21 protein-coding genes are annotated in these 19,231 nt (G+C 33.8%); 2 read left to right on the top strand and 19 right to left on the bottom strand.

Features of this window, described 5'->3' with window-relative positions:
- Positions 1-11: 11 nt before the first annotated feature.
- The 13 genes from Q1A73_RS01610 to Q1A73_RS01550 form a co-directional block, all read right to left on the bottom strand.
- On the bottom strand, positions 12-326 hold the full coding sequence (locus Q1A73_RS01610) for a hypothetical protein (RefSeq protein WP_299600792.1): 315 nt from the start codon (positions 324-326) through the stop codon (positions 12-14).
- An 83-nt stretch (positions 327-409) separates the two neighbouring features.
- Positions 410-883, bottom strand: a complete 474-nt coding sequence (locus tag Q1A73_RS01605) for a MaoC family dehydratase (protein ID WP_299600790.1) — start codon at positions 881-883, stop codon at positions 410-412.
- Between the two features lie 20 nt (positions 884-903).
- Entirely contained in the window at positions 904-1,641 is a 738-nt protein-coding gene (gene fabG / locus Q1A73_RS01600) for a 3-oxoacyl-ACP reductase FabG (RefSeq protein WP_299600788.1), read from the bottom strand.
- Between the two features lie 25 nt (positions 1,642-1,666).
- On the bottom strand, positions 1,667-2,644 hold the full coding sequence (locus tag Q1A73_RS01595) for an NADPH:quinone oxidoreductase family protein (RefSeq protein ID WP_299600785.1): 978 nt from the start codon (positions 2,642-2,644) through the stop codon (positions 1,667-1,669).
- Positions 2,645-2,646: 2 nt separating this feature from the next.
- Complete coding sequence (locus Q1A73_RS01590; RefSeq protein WP_299600783.1) at positions 2,647-3,651, bottom strand: NADP-dependent oxidoreductase; 1,005 nt, start codon at positions 3,649-3,651, stop codon at positions 2,647-2,649.
- A 66-nt stretch (positions 3,652-3,717) separates the two neighbouring features.
- Entirely contained in the window at positions 3,718-4,473 is a 756-nt protein-coding gene (locus Q1A73_RS01585; RefSeq protein WP_299600781.1) for an SDR family NAD(P)-dependent oxidoreductase, read from the bottom strand.
- Between the two features lie 28 nt (positions 4,474-4,501).
- A complete protein-coding gene (locus tag Q1A73_RS01580; RefSeq protein WP_299600779.1) occupies positions 4,502-4,885 on the bottom strand; it encodes a hypothetical protein in 384 nt (127 codons plus the stop codon).
- Positions 4,886-4,895: 10 nt separating this feature from the next.
- Positions 4,896-5,531, bottom strand: coding sequence for a transglutaminase family protein (locus tag Q1A73_RS01575; protein WP_299600777.1), 636 nt, complete (start codon positions 5,529-5,531; stop codon positions 4,896-4,898).
- An 11-nt stretch (positions 5,532-5,542) separates the two neighbouring features.
- Positions 5,543-6,595, bottom strand: a complete 1,053-nt coding sequence (locus Q1A73_RS01570; protein ID WP_299600775.1) for a phosphotransferase family protein — start codon at positions 6,593-6,595, stop codon at positions 5,543-5,545.
- A gap of 34 nt (positions 6,596-6,629) precedes the next feature.
- Positions 6,630-7,844, bottom strand: coding sequence for an acyl-CoA dehydrogenase family protein (locus tag Q1A73_RS01565; RefSeq protein WP_299600773.1), 1,215 nt, complete (start codon positions 7,842-7,844; stop codon positions 6,630-6,632).
- Positions 7,845-7,880: 36 nt separating this feature from the next.
- Positions 7,881-8,657 (bottom strand): glucose 1-dehydrogenase, encoded by a 777-nt coding sequence (locus tag Q1A73_RS01560; protein WP_299600771.1) that lies wholly within the window; start codon positions 8,655-8,657, stop codon positions 7,881-7,883.
- A 42-nt stretch (positions 8,658-8,699) separates the two neighbouring features.
- A complete protein-coding gene (locus Q1A73_RS01555; protein WP_299600769.1) occupies positions 8,700-10,514 on the bottom strand; it encodes an acyl-CoA dehydrogenase in 1,815 nt (604 codons plus the stop codon).
- A gap of 134 nt (positions 10,515-10,648) precedes the next feature.
- On the bottom strand, positions 10,649-11,221 hold the full coding sequence (locus Q1A73_RS01550; protein ID WP_299600767.1) for a Crp/Fnr family transcriptional regulator: 573 nt from the start codon (positions 11,219-11,221) through the stop codon (positions 10,649-10,651).
- A gap of 692 nt (positions 11,222-11,913) precedes the next feature.
- Here Q1A73_RS01550 and Q1A73_RS01545 point away from each other — a divergent pair.
- Positions 11,914-12,234, top strand: a complete 321-nt coding sequence (locus tag Q1A73_RS01545) for an Hpt domain-containing protein (RefSeq protein ID WP_299600765.1) — start codon at positions 11,914-11,916, stop codon at positions 12,232-12,234.
- Between the two features lie 11 nt (positions 12,235-12,245).
- Here Q1A73_RS01545 and Q1A73_RS01540 read toward each other — a convergent pair whose 3' ends face one another.
- Complete coding sequence (locus Q1A73_RS01540; RefSeq protein WP_299600762.1) at positions 12,246-13,394, bottom strand: response regulator; 1,149 nt, start codon at positions 13,392-13,394, stop codon at positions 12,246-12,248.
- Between the two features lie 275 nt (positions 13,395-13,669).
- On the opposite strand from Q1A73_RS01540, the gene Q1A73_RS01535 reads away from it, so the two are divergent.
- Positions 13,670-14,980 (top strand): DEAD/DEAH box helicase, encoded by a 1,311-nt coding sequence (locus tag Q1A73_RS01535; RefSeq protein WP_299600759.1) that lies wholly within the window; start codon positions 13,670-13,672, stop codon positions 14,978-14,980.
- A 70-nt stretch (positions 14,981-15,050) separates the two neighbouring features.
- Here the strand turns inward: Q1A73_RS01535 and murA are convergent, their stop codons facing one another.
- From murA to Q1A73_RS01510, 5 genes are all read right to left on the bottom strand, one after another.
- Positions 15,051-16,367, bottom strand: a complete 1,317-nt coding sequence (murA, locus tag Q1A73_RS01530; RefSeq protein WP_299600756.1) for a UDP-N-acetylglucosamine 1-carboxyvinyltransferase — start codon at positions 16,365-16,367, stop codon at positions 15,051-15,053.
- A gap of 30 nt (positions 16,368-16,397) precedes the next feature.
- Positions 16,398-17,051: a DUF4290 domain-containing protein gene (locus Q1A73_RS01525; RefSeq protein ID WP_299600754.1), complete on the bottom strand. Its 654-nt coding sequence runs from the start codon at positions 17,049-17,051 to the stop codon at positions 16,398-16,400.
- A gap of 158 nt (positions 17,052-17,209) precedes the next feature.
- A complete protein-coding gene (locus Q1A73_RS01520; RefSeq protein WP_299600752.1) occupies positions 17,210-17,503 on the bottom strand; it encodes a DUF493 family protein in 294 nt (97 codons plus the stop codon).
- 60 nt (positions 17,504-17,563) lie between these two features.
- On the bottom strand, positions 17,564-18,142 hold the full coding sequence (locus Q1A73_RS01515; RefSeq protein ID WP_299602579.1) for a nucleotidyltransferase family protein: 579 nt from the start codon (positions 18,140-18,142) through the stop codon (positions 17,564-17,566).
- Positions 18,143-18,158: 16 nt separating this feature from the next.
- Complete coding sequence (locus Q1A73_RS01510) at positions 18,159-19,229, bottom strand: XdhC/CoxI family protein (protein ID WP_299600749.1); 1,071 nt, start codon at positions 19,227-19,229, stop codon at positions 18,159-18,161.
- Between the last annotated feature and the right edge of the window lie 2 nt (positions 19,230-19,231).

Raw genomic sequence — 19,231 nt, 5'->3', positions numbered from 1 at the left:
TATAAGTAAGATTAGGCGGTAACAAGAACATCTTGCAATTCTATCATCGTAAAAGTTCCATGAATTAGCTCCACAAAATCTAACACCTGAAGTGTATCTAATAATAATACATGTTGTTTATCACAAAACGACAGAAGAGTGGTATCATTCTGATTAAGCATATATTCTATATGTTCTTTGGTAGATAATTGTTTTGCTTTGTATCGAAGACTCAATAGTTGACAAAAGGATACTTTTATTAATTTATGACCAAAATCAATATAAAAACAACGCTCTTCAGCAGACTGATAAGAAGTGTAATATTTTGAGGCAAATAGTAATTCCATATTCCAGGAACAAAATTAATTGTTATTTAGATCTATTCCAAATATAAATAACAATTTTATAACTTTTCATTATTTAAATAATATCATTCTTGATTCTCAAACATCAATGAAACAAATTCTGCTACACAGGCGGGCTTTCTAACACCTTCGATTTCGACAGAACAATCCCAAGTAATCTTTAATCCTTTCTTAGTATATGGCTCTATCTCTGCAATACTGCTATGCAATCGCAATCTACTATCAACAATAACAGGATGTGGGAATCTAACTTTATTTAAACCATAGTTTACACCCATTTCTAAACTTTCAACAATCACAAGATCCATTAGCATCTTGGATAAAAGTGAAATCGACAAAAAACCATGAGCAATTGGTTTTTTAAACGGTGACTCCTTTTCAATACGATCTAAATCAACATGTAACCATTGATAATCTTGAGTTGCGTCTGCAAAAGAATTAATCATTTCCTGAGTAACAGTAACCCATTCTCCTATTGGCAACTTCTCTCCTTTGTGAGTTTTAAATTCTTCAAAATTTTTACAAATAAGCTGTTCCATATATTTACGTATAGATTCATTTACCTAGAAATGCCTCCATCTATGGTCAAACAAATTCCTGACACATAAGAAGCTTCATCAGAAGCCAAATATAAATATCCATATGCAATATCCATTGGTGTTGCAGCTTTTTGTAACGGTATTTGTGATTTTATTCCATCAATATGCTCTTTGGGGATTTGATCAGTCATTTCTGTTAGCGTAAAACCTGGCGCTAAAGCATTCGCCGTAATACCATATTTTCCAAGCTCCATAGTCCATGTTTTAGACATAGCAATAACGCCTGCTTTAGTTGCCGAATAATTTGTCTGTCCAAAATTTCCTCTTAGCCCTACATTCGATGCTGCAGAAACTATTCTACCGTAGCCAGCTTCTTTCATATACTTAGAAATAACCTGAGTACAGAGAAAAACTCCTTTAAGATTTACATCTATAACGGCATCCCATTCGGCTTCGCTCATTTTATGTAATGTACGATCTTTCGTAATTCCTGCATTATTAATTAATATATCTATTTTTCCATATTTCTGATATATCCTTTCTGCTTCTATTTCAATTGCATTTTTATCAGTTACAGAAATATTTGTAAACTCGGCTACTTGACCTTGATCAGCTATTGTACTTGCTACATCCTTACCTTCCTCCAAAAGATCCCAAATAATTACTTTAGCACCTTCGCTTGCAAATAAGGTAGAAATTGCTTTTCCAATTCCTCTGGCTCCGCCTGTAATAACAGCTACTTTATTTTTTAATCTCATCTCGTTAATAATTATATCGATATCATTAAGAACACTGAATCACTACTTTCCCTTTTACTTTTCGATTCATCATCTCCACTAAGGCCTTAGCAGCATCCTTTAGCTCATATACCTTATGAATATGAGGCTTCAATTTTCCTGCTTCTAGCCATTTCATTAATTGTATCGTATTATCCATATTCATTTTAGGATTCTTCATCGCAAAACTGCCCCAAAAAACACCCACAACTGAACATCCTTTTAACAAAGGTAAATTCAGTGGGATTTTAGGAATTGAGCCAGCTGCAAAACCTACCACCAAGTAATGCCCTTCCCAAGCCATAGAACGTAATGCTAGTTCAGAATAGTCTCCTCCCACCGGATCATATACAACATCTACTCCTTTGCCATCAGTTAACTCTTTCGCTTTAGATTTAAGATCTTCTGTGGTATAATTAATAACCTCATCGGCACCATACTCCTTACATAGCTTTAATTTATCCTCAGAAGAAGCAGCTGCAATTACTTTAGCTCCCATTAGTTTCCCTAATTCAATGGCAGCAAGACCTACACCTCCTGAAGCTCCAAGAATTAACAATGTATCTCCTTCGTTTAGATTCGCTCGGTCTTTTAATGCATGGTAAGATGTCCCATATGCAATCATAAATGAAGAGGCTATTTCAAAAGACATTTTTTGAGGTTTTTTAAAACACATATTTGCTGGCATTGCTACTTCCTCCGCATATCCACCTTTCATTACAAATCCAAAAACCTCATCATTAACCTCTAAATGTTTCACTTCACTGCCCACTTCTTTAATTATTCCCGCAACATCACTTCCTGGAACAAATGGTAACTCTGGTTTAAACTGATACAATCCTTGAATAATCAAGGTGTCGGGAAAATTAACTCCACAAGATTTTATCCGAATAAGAACTTCATCTTTCTTTAATTTCGGACTTTCTACATCCTCAAAAACTAAATCAGAAGGAGGTCCATAATTTTTGCACACAATAGCCTTCATAATTATTCCTCTATAACTTTTAGGACTAGTTTCCCCATTTTGTCTCCAGAAAAAAGGCGCAAAAAAGTATCATGAAAATTTTCAATTCCTTCATACACATCTTCTTTACTTTTTAGTTTTCCTTGTGCTAGCCAACCTCCCATTTCTTTAGCTGCCTTCCCATAATCCTTTGCATAATCCATGACAACCATTCCTTGCATAGTTGCTCTATTCACCAACAAAGACAAATAATTTTTGGGGCCTTTTACATCATTCATATTATTATATTGAGAAATTGCTCCGCAAATTACTATTCTTGCATGCATTCTAAGTCTTGATAAAGCCGCATCTAAAATTTCACCTCCTACATTATCAAAATAAACATCAATTCCTTTTGGACATTCTCTTTTGATTGCATCATAAATTTCTTCAGATTTATAATCTATAGCTCCATCAAAACCTAGTACCTCTTTTATGTATTTACATTTTTCAGTCCCTCCAGCTATACCAATTACACGACATCCTTTAATCTTAGCGATTTGCCCAACAATACTGCCAACAGCTCCTGCAGCTCCAGAAACTAAAACGGTATCTCCTTCTTTAATCTTACCAACTTCGAGAATGCCAAAATATGCTGTCATTCCAGGCATACCTAGCGTTCCTATATACATTGGCAAAGGCGCTAAGCTTGGATCTACAGGATACCAATTTTCGCCATTCGTTACCGTGTACTGTTGAACACCTCCTGTACCCTTCAAAAAATCACCTTCTTTAAACTTTGGATGATTATTTGACTTTATCACTTTACCTATAGATCCAGCTCTCATTACATCATCTAATTCTACCGGTTCTATGTATGATTTTCCTTCTCGCATCCAACCTCGCATTGCAGGATCCAATGATATATAATGATGTTGTATTAGAACTTCACCTTCTTTTGGTTCTGGAATCACATTATTTTGTAATTCCCAAGTATTTTCATCTGGTAATCCTTCTGGTCTATTTTTTAAGATGATTTGTTTATTCATGTGTATTGTTTTATTTCTCTATTAGTTTAGTTCTTTTGTGTATTAATAGTTTATCTTAAAATTTGTCTACAAAGATGTTCCTCCATCTAATATTATAGTTTGTCCTGTTATGAACTTTGTAGCATCAGATGCTAACCACACTACTGCTTCTGCTATTTCTTCTGCCTGACCATATCGCTTCATAGGAATTACACTTTTAAGCATATCATCCATATCTGGTCTTACAGATAATAATTTATTAAGTAGTGCAGATTCTGTATATCCGGGACATACTGCATTGATTCTAATGTTTTTCGTAGCGTATTCTAATGCAGCTGACTTTGTCATTCCTACTACGGCAAACTTACTAGCACTATATGACAGGTTTTTTAATGATGCTTTTAGACCAGCCAGAGAAGCTATATTTACAATATTTCCATGACCTTGTTTCATCATTTGCTGTAGTGCTAATTTCATACAATAAAACACTCCTGTTTGATTGACGGCAATCACATTATCCCAGTCTTGCAATGTATATTCTGCTGTTTTAGACATATTTCTAGGACCAATTCCCGCATTATTTACCATTACATCCAACTGCCCGAATTGATCAACTGTTTTCGCAATAAGAGTTTCTACCTCTTCATAACTTGCCACATTCGCTGGAATCACTGAAGCCTTTCCTCCTTCTTCCCGTATTTGATCCGCTGTACGCTTTGCTTTTCCTTCCTTTATATCCGATACTACAACTGTTGCTTTGTGTTTTGCGAAATGTTTTGCCGTAGCAGCTCCAATCCCAGAACCTGCTCCTGTTACGATAACTATTTTATTTTGTACTTGCATATTCGTTTACTTTTGATGAGGTTGTTTCCTAATGATTTGCACATAAAATAAGACGAGAGTCTAATAAGGATCTTCTTCTCATTTCCATCGGATACGCCTTGTGACTAATCATTCCCATAAATTCTTCTTTACTTTCATATTGTACAATTAGTATTTTGTCCCATTCTAAAGTATCTGCAGGTCCAATTAATTCATAGATTGGTTTTCCGTTGTAAACTATTTCAGCGTTTGTTGCTTTAAAAAAAGGAAGTGCCGCTTTCATATATTCTGCATAACCTTCTTCTCCAGTTATTCCCTGCTCTTCTATAATATCTTTAAATTTCAATAGATTAATCATTTGAAAAGATCCTTCGATAGGTAATTTCAAAAAATCAGTTAATTGTTTTTCAGTTATACTAGTATAGGTTTTCATAAAGTTGATTTTACAATCTTATTTCTTTTAATCCTTCATACTTATTATAAATTTCGCCGTAATGTTCTTTTATATTATTTAAAATAAAATCATATGGTACATCTTCAAAATGCCCATAATCCTCTAAATACTCCATAAAAGTACCTCCTTCATTATCAAACTCTTGAAACATCGAATCTTCTTCTCCATTAAATTCTAGTGGTGCTACATTACATTTTTCGCACAACTCTTTATTAAATGCTGGAGAAGCCTTTAACCATTTTCCATTAAGAAAGACATTAATCATTCCATGCGGTGTTAATTCATTCGTACCAATTTTTTCAATCAATCGCTCCACACCTATGTGGTTTTTCACCTTTGCTAAGTGTATTCTTGCAGGAATTCCAAGACCTCGTAATCCTGCGATTAATATGATCGATTTATCTAAACAATGCCCACTATTTCTTTTTACTAATGCACTTGCCTTATACGCTTCTTTTTTTAAACGGATATGATAAGGATCATAACGCCACCCATCTCTAACTTTCAGATATAAACCAACCGCTTTTTCCTTTTGTGTTAGCTCTTCATTATCAAACTCCTGTATCATATTTTTAATATCAGCACTTTGATGATCGTAATAGTATGTTTCCTCTAAATAATTCATTTTTTCCAGTATTAGTCAATCTTTTTTGTTTGGATTGCCCTCCATGCCAACGAACATAACAAAGCCGATGCCTGATCCAATTGGGCAAAACGCGGGTCTGTTGTTAATCCTTTATCATACCTGTAGTAAATTTGCTGAGCAATCACTGCAATTTTAAAAAGTCCGAAAGCATAATAAAAAATCAAATTATTCACAGCATTTCCACTTTTTTCTGCATATTTCTGAACAATTTCACTTCTAGTTGGATTACCTTCCATTATGGTAGGTGAAGGAATTCCTTTTTTTACAAATTCATGATCACTCTGCATTGTCCAATATCCTAAAGATGTGCCTAAATCCATTAAAGGATCTCCTAGCGTTGCCATTTCCCAATCCAAAACAGCATTTACCTCATTCCAGTTCTCATCTTTAAAAACAATATTGTCGTATTTAAAATCATTATGAACTAAGCTGTATGTATACTCTTTTGGTTGATGTGTCTCCATCCATTCCATTACTTTTTGCGCTTCTGGAACATCTTGAGTCTTTGCTACCACATATTGCTTACTCCAATTAGATACCTGACGCTCCACATATCCCTCTGGCCTACCAAGATCTTCTAACCCTGCTTTATTATAATCTATCGCATGTAATTGAACAAAAGTATCTAACCAAGATTCTGCTATTTTCTTAAAACTTGTATCATTAATATTTCTCTTTTTTGCTTCTTGAATGCTTAGAATAATTCCTTCCACTTTTTCCATCACATAAAACTGACATCCCAAAATACTTTCATCATCAGTATAAGCATGCATCTTGGGAACTTTTGGAAACGCCTTATAAATACCGGACTGAACTCTAAATTCTCGTCCCATATCGTGTCCTCGTTTTATGGCACCAAATGGAGGACGTCTTAACACATACTCCTCATCTTCTATTGCTATTAAATATGTAAGATTGGAGTAGCCATGAGTATATTGCGTAACCTTCCATGGACTCTTTATACTCTGTATAAGGTCATTTTTTTGTAGAAATGATTTTAATGCTTCTTCACTAAGTTCTTCTCCTTTACGAACATCTTGCATGATAGTAATCTTTAAAAAGCGTTGATTTTATATATTACTCAGCGTATTTTTTTATAATACTTTTTCCTAATTGGTACATATGTACTTCATCTGGTCCATCTGCTAACCTTAGCATTCTTGCAGCAACAAAAAAATGTGCTAATGGAGTATCTGGACCCACACCTTTTCCACCATGAATTTGCATGGCTCTATCAATTACTTTCAATGCCATTTTAGGAGCTACTACTTTAATCATAGCAATTAAATCTTTGGATGATTTATTCCCAAATTTATCCATCTTATCAGCTGCAGAAAGTGTCAATAATCTAGCTTGCTCAATATCACATTGTGATTTTGCAATTTCTTGTCTAATATTGCTATAATCTTTAAATGTTTTTCCGAAAGCTATACGTTCTGAAGCTCGTTTTGACATTAGCTCTAAAGATCTCTGAGCCATTCCGATAAGACGCATGCAATGATGAATACGTCCAGGGCCTAGTCTTCCTTGTGCTATTTCAAAACCTCTTCCTTCTCCCAGAATCAAATTTTCTTTGGGAACACGAACATTTTCTAGTAAGATCTCTGCATGCCCTTCTGGTGAATCATAAAAGCCGAAAACCGATAAAGGTCTAATTATTTTTAATCCAGGTGTATTCATAGGTACTAAGACCATACTTTGTTGTTGATGCCTTGGAGCTTGTGGATCTGTTTTACCCATTACAATAGCTATTTTGCAATTAGGGTTCATTCCGCCAGAAGACCACCATTTTCTACCATTGATTACATAGTCATTTCCATCACTCACTATGGATGTTTCGATATTTGTTGCATCCGAAGAAGCGACTTGAGGTTCTGTCATTAAAAAAGCAGAACGAATATCACCATTTAACAAAGGCGTTAACCATTGTTTTTGCTGATCTTTTGATCCATACTTTGCCAAAACTTCCATATTCCCCGTATCTGGCGCACTGCAATTAAAGATTTCTGAAGACCATAAAATGCGCCCCATAATTTCTGCTAGAGGAGCATACTCCAGATTTGTTAATCCAGGACTTAGATCTCCATACGCTTTGGGTAGAAATAAATTCCATAAACCTTCCTCCTTGGCTTTCTGTTTTAATGATTCCATACCAGGCCATGGTTTCCAAAGATTATCAGGATGATACAGAAATTCATTAACCTCCTTTTCTACAGGCAGAATATGCGCATCAAAAAACGAAGTAAGTCTCTCTTGAAGATTTATAATTTTTTCTGAGTAATCGAAATTCATATATATAATTATTATTTCAACATCTATGTTTCAAGATTAACCTGCTATCATATAACCTCCGTCCGCGGTATACACTCCTCCTGTCATATAAGCTCCAGCATCTGAAGCTAGTAAACAAACAATCCCTGCCATTTCGTCTGGCATTCCCATACGAGATGAAGGCAATGATTTTTCTATTTTATTAAGTAATTTTTCATTTTGCCAAAGAGCAGCACTGAATTTAGTTTTGATAAGTCCTGGACAAATTACGTTCGCTCTGATACCATATTGTCCCCATTCTTTAGCTTGATTCTTGGTTAACATTAGTAAAGCCGCTTTACTCGTACTGTATAAACCTAAACCAGCTCCTGGATGCAAAGCTTCTACAGAGGCTATATTAATTACACTACCACCTCCTCTTTCTTTCATAGAAGACAATACCAGATTAGATAATAGCCAAGGTGCTTTTACATTTACATCCATAATCTTGTCAAAAACTTCCTCTTCGGCTTCTTCAATTGGAGCATAAATAGGATTAATAGCTGCATTGTTCACCAAAATATCCACTCCGCCATAATGTTCTATGGTTTTTTCTATTAGCTCTTTACGCTGATCTGCTTTACCAATGTGACAAGCAACTCCAATCGCTTCTAAACCATTGTTATTGAACTCTTCTGCGACATTATCAACCGCTTCCTGATTTCTACTACTTATAACCACTTTGGCTCCATATTCTGCCAATCCTTGAGCGATTGATTTTCCAATTCCTTTGCTAGAACCAGTTATGATAGCTACTTTTCCTTTTAAATTGAATGATTGTTGTATACTCTTCATTAGGTGTTTAATGAATTAATAATTTTTAAATTGTGGGATAAATTAATGTAAGATCTCTTTTTCAGTTGCTACTGTAAGTACTTCTTCATTCGTTAGAATTTCTGCTAATCCAGTAGTCTTTGGCAACTCGTATTTATAATAAAACCGCATTGCATGAATTTTACTTTCATAAAACTCTTCTGAATATTTTAAAGCGCCAGAAACCAATTTGCTCTTAGCAAAAGTTGCTGTTTCTAGCCAAACCCAAGCTAGGGTGATATTACTTAAAAATTCCATAAAAGGAGAAGCATCAGATAAAAATCTTTCGTAATCGCCTTTTTTAGCAAAACCGACTAAAAATCCAATTACTTTTTGAGCTAATTGAAGTTTACCTCCAAGGGTATTTGCATATTTTCTTAGATCTTCGAACTTAGATGCATTTTCTATAGTTAGCATTACTTCCTTAGTAAGTAATTCTAAAGCCTTTCCATTTTCCATTAAAAGCTTTCTACCTAGTAAATCTTGAGATTGTATACCTGTAGTACCTTCGTAAATTGGAAATATTCTTATATCTCTATGATATTGCTGCAATATAAAATCTGCGCAAAACCCATATCCACCTAATACCTGTAGACCATTAGAAACAGCTTGTGCTCCCATCTCTGAAGGATATGTTTTTACCATCGGAATGATCAATTCTAACAATAAGCTATATTTTTCTTTTTCTAAAGGATCTGTAACAGTCTCTTTAAGATCATAATATTTTGAAGCTAACAATACCAAGCTTAGTGAACCTTCTGCAATTACTTTTTGCAATAAAAGCATTCTACGAACATCAGGGTGATTGATAATTAACGTCTGGCCTTGTTCAGGATCTTTTTTTCCGGTACTTGCTAGCTTTCTTCCTTGCGGACGTTCTTTTGCATATTGTAATGAGGCATGATAAGCTGCTGTAGCAATTGCCGCTGCACCTCTTCCTACAGCGATTCTTGCACCGTTCATCATCAAAAACATATATTTCAGTCCTTGATGCGCTTCACCAACCAACCAGCCTTTACAATCATCTGCATCGCCAAAACCTAAGTGTGTAGTACAATAACCGCGTTGACCCATTTTTTGAAAATCTGCAACCGTAGTTACATCATTACTAATAAGTCCTCCTTTACCATCAAGTCGTTTTTTAGGTACAATAAATAAGGAAATTCCTTTTGTTCCTGCTGGAGCCCCTTCAATACGTGCGAGTACCAAATGGACAAAGTTTTCTGCATATTGATGGTCTCCTCCAGAAATAAATATTTTTTGTCCTGAAATTTTATAAGAGCCGTCATCCTGTGGTGAAGCTTTTGTAACCACATCCGAGAGTGAACTACCAGCTTGGGGCTCTGTTAAACACATTGTTCCTCCCCAATCACCAGATAACATCTTGGGAACGTATGTGTCATTCAATTCTTTATTAGCAAAATGAATGATGAGTTCTGCCGCTCCTAAGGTTAAGCCTACATAACCAGGTAAGTGATTATTGGCTGCATCCTGAATAAAAGAAGAGGCTGTATAAACCATCATAGGCATTTGCAATCCTCCCGCCTCATAGTCAAAGGTTCCTGAAATGAGTCCCATTTCTCCACCTTTTTTCATCATTACTTCTACCTGTTTATGAACCACTACTCCACCATTTTTGTGATACGCAGGTTTTTCATCCATTTCCTTGAAATACGGAAATAGTTCTCTATCCGAAAATTCTTTTACCGAATCTATAAACAAATTCAACGAATCTTTATCATGATCGGCAAAACGTTCTTGCTGTAATACCTCTTCTAAATGATGAACGTCATATAAAAAGAATTTTAAAGTATCTATATCTACATATTGATTAGCCATTGTACGAAGTTTTAAGAAGTTGATTATTGACAACTCATTAAATTTCGTGAATATTTAATACATTCTCATTAAACATGTTTAATAAATGAGAAATTTAAGATTTCCTTAGGTTTTCGATATAACAAAAACAAGCTCTATTGCTGACTAAGACGTTTTCTTATTTTTGAAAGTCCTACTGGTGTCAATCCTAGATAAGAAGCAATCATATATTGGGGAACTCGTTGAAAAAGTGAAGGCCTTTTTTCCAACAACTGAAGATATCGTTCCTGATTTGACAAATTTTTAATGCGATTAATTTTTTGAAAATTATTTATATAGGCCTTCTGCATGGACAATCGCCCAAAGCGCTCTAATGCATGAGAATGATCAAAAACTTTTAATGCATCACTTTTAGATATCGCATAAACTACTGAATCTTCTGTAAGTTCCAAATATGATTCTGAAGGTATTTCTTCTATATAAGGATATAAATCCGTAAAAAAAGTGTTCTCCGTATAAAACTCCATAACCCTTGTTACACCATCTTCTACAGTATAATAGGTAGCACAACCTTGCTTCATATAATAGAAATCCCGGATATATTGCCCTGGTTTTACGAGAAACATTCCTTTTTTATATGTTTCTTTTTTATAAAACTGAAGCCCAAATTCCATATCCGAATCGCTAACTGGTGTAAAAGACCGTATTTTTTCTTCTAAATCTTTCAATACTTATTGCTATATCAACGAAAGAACAAAATATTTATATAAAGACCAAGTATTAGAAGAGGAATGAGTTTATAGTATAAAAAAAAAGGCCACTTACAAGAAGTAACCTTTTTCGACTATTTATAAACTACAACTAAACAATTTATTATTTACGGATCGCATAACTAGATGCTCCGGGAAGGTCTCTTAAAAAATCAACTGCACTTTTCAAAATAAGCTCAATAGAAGAATAAAGGTGATTCATAACTGTGTGATTTAAAGATTAAACAAGCTAAATATACATAGTTATTAACAATTTAACAAAATTATTGTTTAATTTATGTTTATAAATTGTTTAAAAGTTAATTTTTTCGGATAAAATTAATTATATTAATTTATAAAAGACCTTAATGTAAGTTATTTCTTTCTATTATTATTAATAACTATGTTGATAACTGCAATTTTTGTTAATAACTAGGAAGATCACCTACATCTAAATTCAAAAATCTACGTAGTATGCAATCATGGAAAGTGATTTATAATCAAAAAACGAAACTATTATTCATAAATATGCCTAGGCATATTTTGATAAAAACTTGTAGTTTTTCATAATTTTTGTTCTTAAATTAGAGGTAAATTCCCCTTACACCAACACACAATCTTTATAAAAAACTGTATGCCAAACAATTAAAAACTAAACATAGATTTGATTTATGGAGCAACCAAACCTATCTTTTATTACTAAACTATCTAACGGAGATAAAGTCTTTGAAGAAAAGATCTTTAAAGTAATTCGAAAAGAGTTTCCTGAAGAAAAAGAAAAATATTTTTTAAGTATAAAATCAAAAAATTATACAAAAGCAGCAGAAGATGTGCATAAGCTTAAACACAAAATTAGCATCTTAGGATTAGAAAAAGGATATGATGTTGCAGAGAAATATGAAGATAATCTAAAAGAATCCTCTGAAGTACTAAAAGAGGAGTTTGAAAATATCTTAACTAATATCACCACCTATTTAGCAGAAACACTATAAAATTTACCCTGCTACTTTTTTAAACTGTAGTGGTATGCTATTTGCCCCAATTGTCCAACAATTTTCACAGAATCTTTCATGGATAATTTGGATCCATCAGCATGAATCCATCTTTTAAGTGGTTGTTCACATATATAAGAAATTGCTTTTTTCTTTCCATAAAATTTTCGCATTCTCATAAAAATCTCCACGTCGAATAACCATCGGGTAATAAACTTTTCTTTAAATAACTCGTTAAAAACCTCTTTATCCATTATCTTGGCGCCACATTGAGTATCATTAAATGACATACCCAATATATTACGAATGATCAGATTAATAGTTTTACTAATTATTTTACGTGCTGATTCCTTGGTGATATCCGCTCCCATCCTACTCATTCTGGATCCACTTACAATTTTAAAATCAGAAGAGGCTATTGTTTTTACCAAATCATCAAAGTCCTTGAAATCTGTAGAAAGATCGGCATCTAGATATCCTATATAATCTAACTGTTTATCTTTTGCCATATGCAATACTCCTTGTCTCACTGCCTCACCTTTTCCGCCGTTTTTCTCACAATTATAAACACTAATATTATCTTCTCTGCCTTTTTGTAACTCTAATAAAACATTAAGCGTATCATCTGTACTACCATCATTTACAAAACACAAATGATATCCTAGATTACTATTTGTAAAATCTATAAACTCCTTACTTAACAATCTTTTCTCTTCATTGTAGCACGGAATTACCACTCCCACACAATTTCTTTGTAGTATTTTACCTTTGGAATCATCGCTAGGAATCCTGTCTTTCTTCACCCCTAAAATCCTACCTATTCTAACCGAAACTTCATTCAATGACAGAGGTTTTTTCATATAATCATCGATCCCTAAATCAAAACCATTAATGATGGTATCTTCATCGTTATTTCCGGAAAGTACTAATACCTTTACATCAGGTTTTTTTTCTCTTTTTACGGTTTCTATCACTTCTAAACCAGACATTCCATCCATATTAATATCCACGATGATAAGATCAGGGTCAAAAGAATCAAAAAGACGTAATCCTTCTTGTCCGCTATCCGCACATTTTACTTCATATCCTAAATCCGTAAGATGTTTCTCTAAAGATAATAGTATTAGTTGCTGATCATCAATCGCTAAAATTCTTTTCATTATATATCTAATTTAAAACTTATTATAAAATCTTAATCGAGCCTGTACTATTTGGATTTGTGGAAGTATCTGTTAGCGACAAAATCACTAAAGATATTATTAGTCGTTTTATAAATTTAGGGAATTTTCACCTAAATACACAAGTAGATAATTTTAATTTCAAAATATTTGTGTAATTCAAGTTACAGTTTTTATTCGAAAAAATCAATTAAAGATAGTTTTATAATAGTTAGAAAAACAGTAGTTAATCTTTCAGTAACCTGTACATTTGCAAAATGTCATTTACAGATCAAAACCAGCAGGTATTTTTAAAAAAACTAGGTATAGATAAGCTTAATCCTATGCAAGAAGAAGCAGGATTGGCAATTAGTTCCAGCGATAATGTCATTTTATTGTCTCCAACTGGAACAGGAAAAACTATTGCTTTTCTGTTACCTATCTTTGCCAATCTAGATGTTGATTGCCAAGAAATCCAGACGATTATAGTAGTTCCGTCTAGAGAACTTGCGATACAAATAGAAAAAGTTGCCAGAGATATGGGAACTGGATTTAAGATCAATGCCGTCTATGGAGGAAGATCGGGCTCACAAGATAAATTAGATTTAAAACATCGTCCTGCGATTCTTATTGGAACTCCCGGTAGGATTGCCGATAGACTTCGACGGGATAACATCTCAGTAGCTCATCTTACCACTATTGTTTTGGATGAATTTGATAAATCATTGGAAGTAGGTTTCGAAAAAGAAATGATAGAGATTATCAATGCATTACCCAATATCAAGAAAAAAGTACTTACTTCTGCCACGCAAGAGTCTACAATACCAGATTTTGTGAGACTTCACAATCCAATAAAAATCAATTATCTAGATCAAGCTACCTCTCAATTAACGCAAAAAAGAGTTATCTCTGAGTCTAAAGACAAATTACCAGTATTAGTAAAAACAATTAAACACATTGGGAATCAGCCTGGAATTATATTCTGTAATTACAAAGATTCTATACAACGTGTCAGCGCATTTTTAAAAGAGAACAAGATAGATCATGGTTGTTTTTATGGAGGTATGGAACAAAAAGATCGAGAACGAGCCTTAATAAAATTCCGAAATGGAACACATCAAATAATCGTTGCTACAGATCTTGCTGCAAGAGGAATTGATATTCCCGAAATCAAATATATTATACATTATCATTTACCTATGAAGCGTGAGGAATTCACACATAGAAATGGTAGAACAGCAAGGATGAATGCTAATGGGACCGCTTATATCCTGCAATGGGAAGAAGAAATACTTCCTGATTTTATAGATGAAGTTGAAGTAGAAGAATTGATAGATGCTCCCATTCCGAATAGATCTGAATGGAAAACATTATTTATTTCTGGAGGAAGAAGGGACAAAATATCCAAAGGAGATATTGCTGGTCTTTTTATAAAACAAGGAAAGTTACACAGGGATGAATTAGGGATTATAGAAATCAAACCTGATTGTGCTTTTGCAGCCGTAAAGGCTTCTAAAGCAAAAAAAGTAATCGAACAGGTTACGAATACTCGACTAAAAAAGAAAAAAGTTAGAGTGACCATGATTTAAAGGATTAAAACAAAAAGAGGAACAGTTTAGTTCCTCTTTTTGTTTTTTTCAATATAAGTAGATCTTTTACTTATGAGTCCATTCTAATAATCTTAGCTCCTATGGCTCTCAATCGATCATCAATATTTTCATATCCTCTATCTATCTGCTCAATATTATGAATCGTAGATGTTCCTTTTGCGCTTAAAGCCGCTATTAGCAAAGAAATTCCAGCTCTAATATCTGGAGACACCATAGTGGTTGCTTTTAATGTAGATTTAAAATCATGACCAATAATAGTTGCTCTATGTGGATCACATAAAATGATCTTAGCCCCCATATCTATCAATTTATCTACAAAAAACAATCGACTTTCGAACATTTTCTGATGTACCATTACTTCTCCTCTAGCTTGTGTAGCTACAACCAGTACAATACTTAACAAATCTGGAGTAAATCCAGGCCATGGAGCATCGGCAATTGTCATAAAGGATCCATCTATATAACTTTCAATTTGATAACCATCAGTATGCGCAGGTATGTAGATATCATCTCCTACACGTTCTAGAGTGATACCAAGTTTTCTAAATGTATTTGGAATAATACCAAGATTATCCCAGCTTACATCCTTGATCGTAATTTCACTTTTGGTCATAGCAGCAAGACCGATCCAAGAACCAATCTCGATCATATCTGGCAATACTCTATGTTCGCATCCACCTAAAGATTCAACTCCTTCGATAGTTAGCAAATTAGATCCAACACCTTGAATCTTACCACCCATGGAGTTAATCATTTTACAAAGTTGTTGTAAATACGGTTCGCAAGCAGCGTTGTATATTGTTGTTTTTCCTTTAGCTAATGCTGCAGCCATTACGATATTAGCCGTTCCTGTAACAGAGGCTTCATCCAATAACATATAAGTACCTGTAAGACCTTCTGGAGCTTCTACGCCATAAAAACGTTCTTCCTTGTTATACCTAAACTCTGCTCCTAAATTGATAAATCCTTCAAAATGAGTATCTAATCTACGACGTCCAATTTTATCTCCTCCTGGTCTTGGGATGTATCCTTTTCCAAAACGGCCCAATAACGGCCCAACTATCATTATAGATCCTCTTAATCCACTTCCTTCTTGCTTAAATTGCTCACTCTCCAGATACTCTAGATTCAGCTCATCACTTTTAAAGGTATATTTACCCTTTCCAAGTTTCTGAATTTTTACTCCTAAATTTCTAAGAATCTCTATTAATTTGTTTACATCTCTAATATCTGGAATATTAGAAATCGTAACTTTTTCTGGAGTTAATAATACTGCACAAAGAATTTGTAAGGCTTCGTTTTTCGCTCCCTGAGGTGTAATTTCACCTTTGAGCTGATGCCCTCCTTCTATCTGAAAAGTACTCATAAAAGTTGATTGGTTAAGGTAATGTTTTGGTTAATAACGTTTTTTTCCTCGGTTATTACCACCGCTTCGATAATTCTTTTTTCCAGAACCTCCACGATAGTTTTTCTTTTTTCCTCTAAGTAGATCAGTAGAAGTACTTAAATCCTCACTACTATTACGAAGATCTATTTTACCATCACTTAATTCCAAAAGATGATTAAAAATTGCCTGATCATCAACCGTATCCTTATTCCAGTTGAGATAACATTTCTTCATATGATTGGCAATTGTATACGTAAGCGCAGTTTTTAAATCTCCTTCTTCCCAACTTATTGCAACATCGATCATTCTCTTGATATTATTACCGTAGTATCGATATTTTGGGAAATTCTGAGGATATTCTAAAGGCTCTGGCCTTTCTTCTAACTTTTCTTTTGTGAGTATAGGATAAGGAGCTTCTACATCAAGTTTAAAATCACTCATAATAAAAAGCTGATCCCATAGTTTATGTTGAAAATCTGGAACATCTCTTAAATGAGGTTGAAGATTTCCCATAACCGCTATAATCGCTTTTGCTACCTTATTTCTCTCTTCTCTATCTTCTATTTCAACAGCTTGATCAATCATTTTTTGAAGATGACGACCATACTCTGGAATAATCAACTTATCCCGTTCGGTATTATATTCTAAATTATTTATACTCATATGATTGTTAAAGTCTATAAAATGTATAAGTAGTAGTCTTGAGCATCTACAAAAAGGAATGGTAAGTAATATATCCTGACTTTTAGGCGGCTCAATATTTGTTTGCAAAATACTAAAATAATATTAGTATGCTCAAAATGAATCTAAAAATATTCCTTTTATAGAGAAATTACACCTTCTACTTTATCCGCTACTTCTTTATACTTAGAAATAACATGGTCCGGGTTTTTCATGCGAACGTTTATAGAAACACTAGTGTATTTTCCATTTTTGGACTGTTTGGTAGTAATCACAGCACCAAGATTATTAAAAATCTCTTCTACCTGATTCACTTTTTCAGTTTCTGTAGGAACGATAAACTTATACAAATAGTTTGTTGGCCAAAGGGCCGTATCTGCTAATTGGGCTTTTAATTTTTTATAAAATTCTTCAGATTTTGAAGGGTCACTCATCTATTACAAAATTTTTGGGCAAAGATACACCTTCTCTTTTATATATTAAGAAGTGATATATTACTCTTTTAGCCTTTTAATTAACAACCGATATTGTTCGATTGTGTCCATATCATCCGTCTTATTTTTACCATCTAAGGTAATAACCTTATCCTCATATTTCTTAATAATATATCTTGCTCCAAAATCTTCTTTAAGCTCTGATAATTCTTCAAAGTAAATGCTAGAAAATATTGCTGGAACTCCTATTTTAGCTTGCATTGCTGTAGCTACAATCGCATTTGGATTTTCGGTATAATGCTGTATCAAATTATTGAAATGCGCAAGATCTATAAAAGGTTGATCAATTAAAGATATTAATACTGCTTTATATTTCTTCGTTGCACTCATTATATGTCGAACTCCTGTACTTATAGAAGTTCCCATTCCAGATTGCCAACTTTGATTGTACAAAATACGAACTGGTAAATGTTCTATTTCCTTATTAATGAGATCAAAATTAGCTCCTAATATGACATAAGTTTCTAATTGAGATAATTTTTGAACCTTTTTGATTTCAGATACTATCAAAGATTCTTCTTTCCAAGGTAACAATTGCTTTGGAGATCCCATTCTGGTAGAAGCTCCTGCTGCTAATATGATATGCGCTATTTCTTTAACGATCTTTTACTGTATTATGAGCGAGATCATTGGAATAATCACTGTGAATACCTCCTATTTTTTCGTGTAATGGAATAGGCCTCTGATTACGAACCACAGAAAGTATTTCTGCAATAATAGAAATAGCTATTTCTTGTGGAGTTTCTGCTCCTAAATTAAGTCCGGCTGGCCCATGAATACAATCCATAAACTCATCTGTAACTTCAGGAAAATATTCTATAAATGCGGATAACAGTTTTTCTCTTCTTCTAGAAGGTCCTAACAAACCTATATACACAGGACTTGTATCTTTGATTGCTTGCAGGTATAACAGATCTTTCGCAAAATTATGTGTCATCAATACAATTGCAGTTTGCTTATCTACTTTATCAATTATTAAATCTTCAGGAGATTTATTAATGATTCTATTAGATCCAGGAAAATCAGCAATTGTCTTTGGGTTTTTTGGAGAATTTACCACCTCTACTTCCCATCCAGTTTTATGAGCTATTTCGCTCAAGACTACTGCATCATGCTCAGAACCAATAATTACTAATCGAAAGCACGGTTTCATTTCTCTTTTAAAACAATGAATTCCATTAGTATCATCTATTGACATTAATTCAAAATCATCATAGAATCTAAAGCTACGAGTAGCATCAAAAGACAAAGTAGATCCCATAAGAAGTTCCGTATTCTCTTCTTTTGCATAAAAAGAACTCATCTCAAAAGATGTTCGAGATTGTAAATATGACTCTATTTCGTCTATATTTTCGGAACTAATTAGAAAAGGTTCTATCAGAATATATAAAACACCTTCACAACCCAAACGATACCTCCCATTATAGGTCATAATCTTAGCTCGTCCAGAATCGAAAACAGATTTAGCTTGCCTTAACACTTCTTTTTCTACACATCCTCCACTAACCGCTCCAGTCATCTGTCCATTTTCCAGAATCAACATTCCAACTCCTGGTCTACGGTAAGACGAGCCATCAATATCAACAACTGTTGCCATGACGGCTCGCATTCCTATTTTCTTTGCTTCTTTATAAGAAGCTATTATTTCTTTAAACTCATGAGTCATAT

This window comes from uncultured Aquimarina sp. (assembly GCF_947492115.1).
GTDB lineage: Bacteria > Bacteroidota > Bacteroidia > Flavobacteriales > Flavobacteriaceae > Aquimarina.
This window is presented reverse-complemented; position numbering and strand designations above follow the sequence as displayed.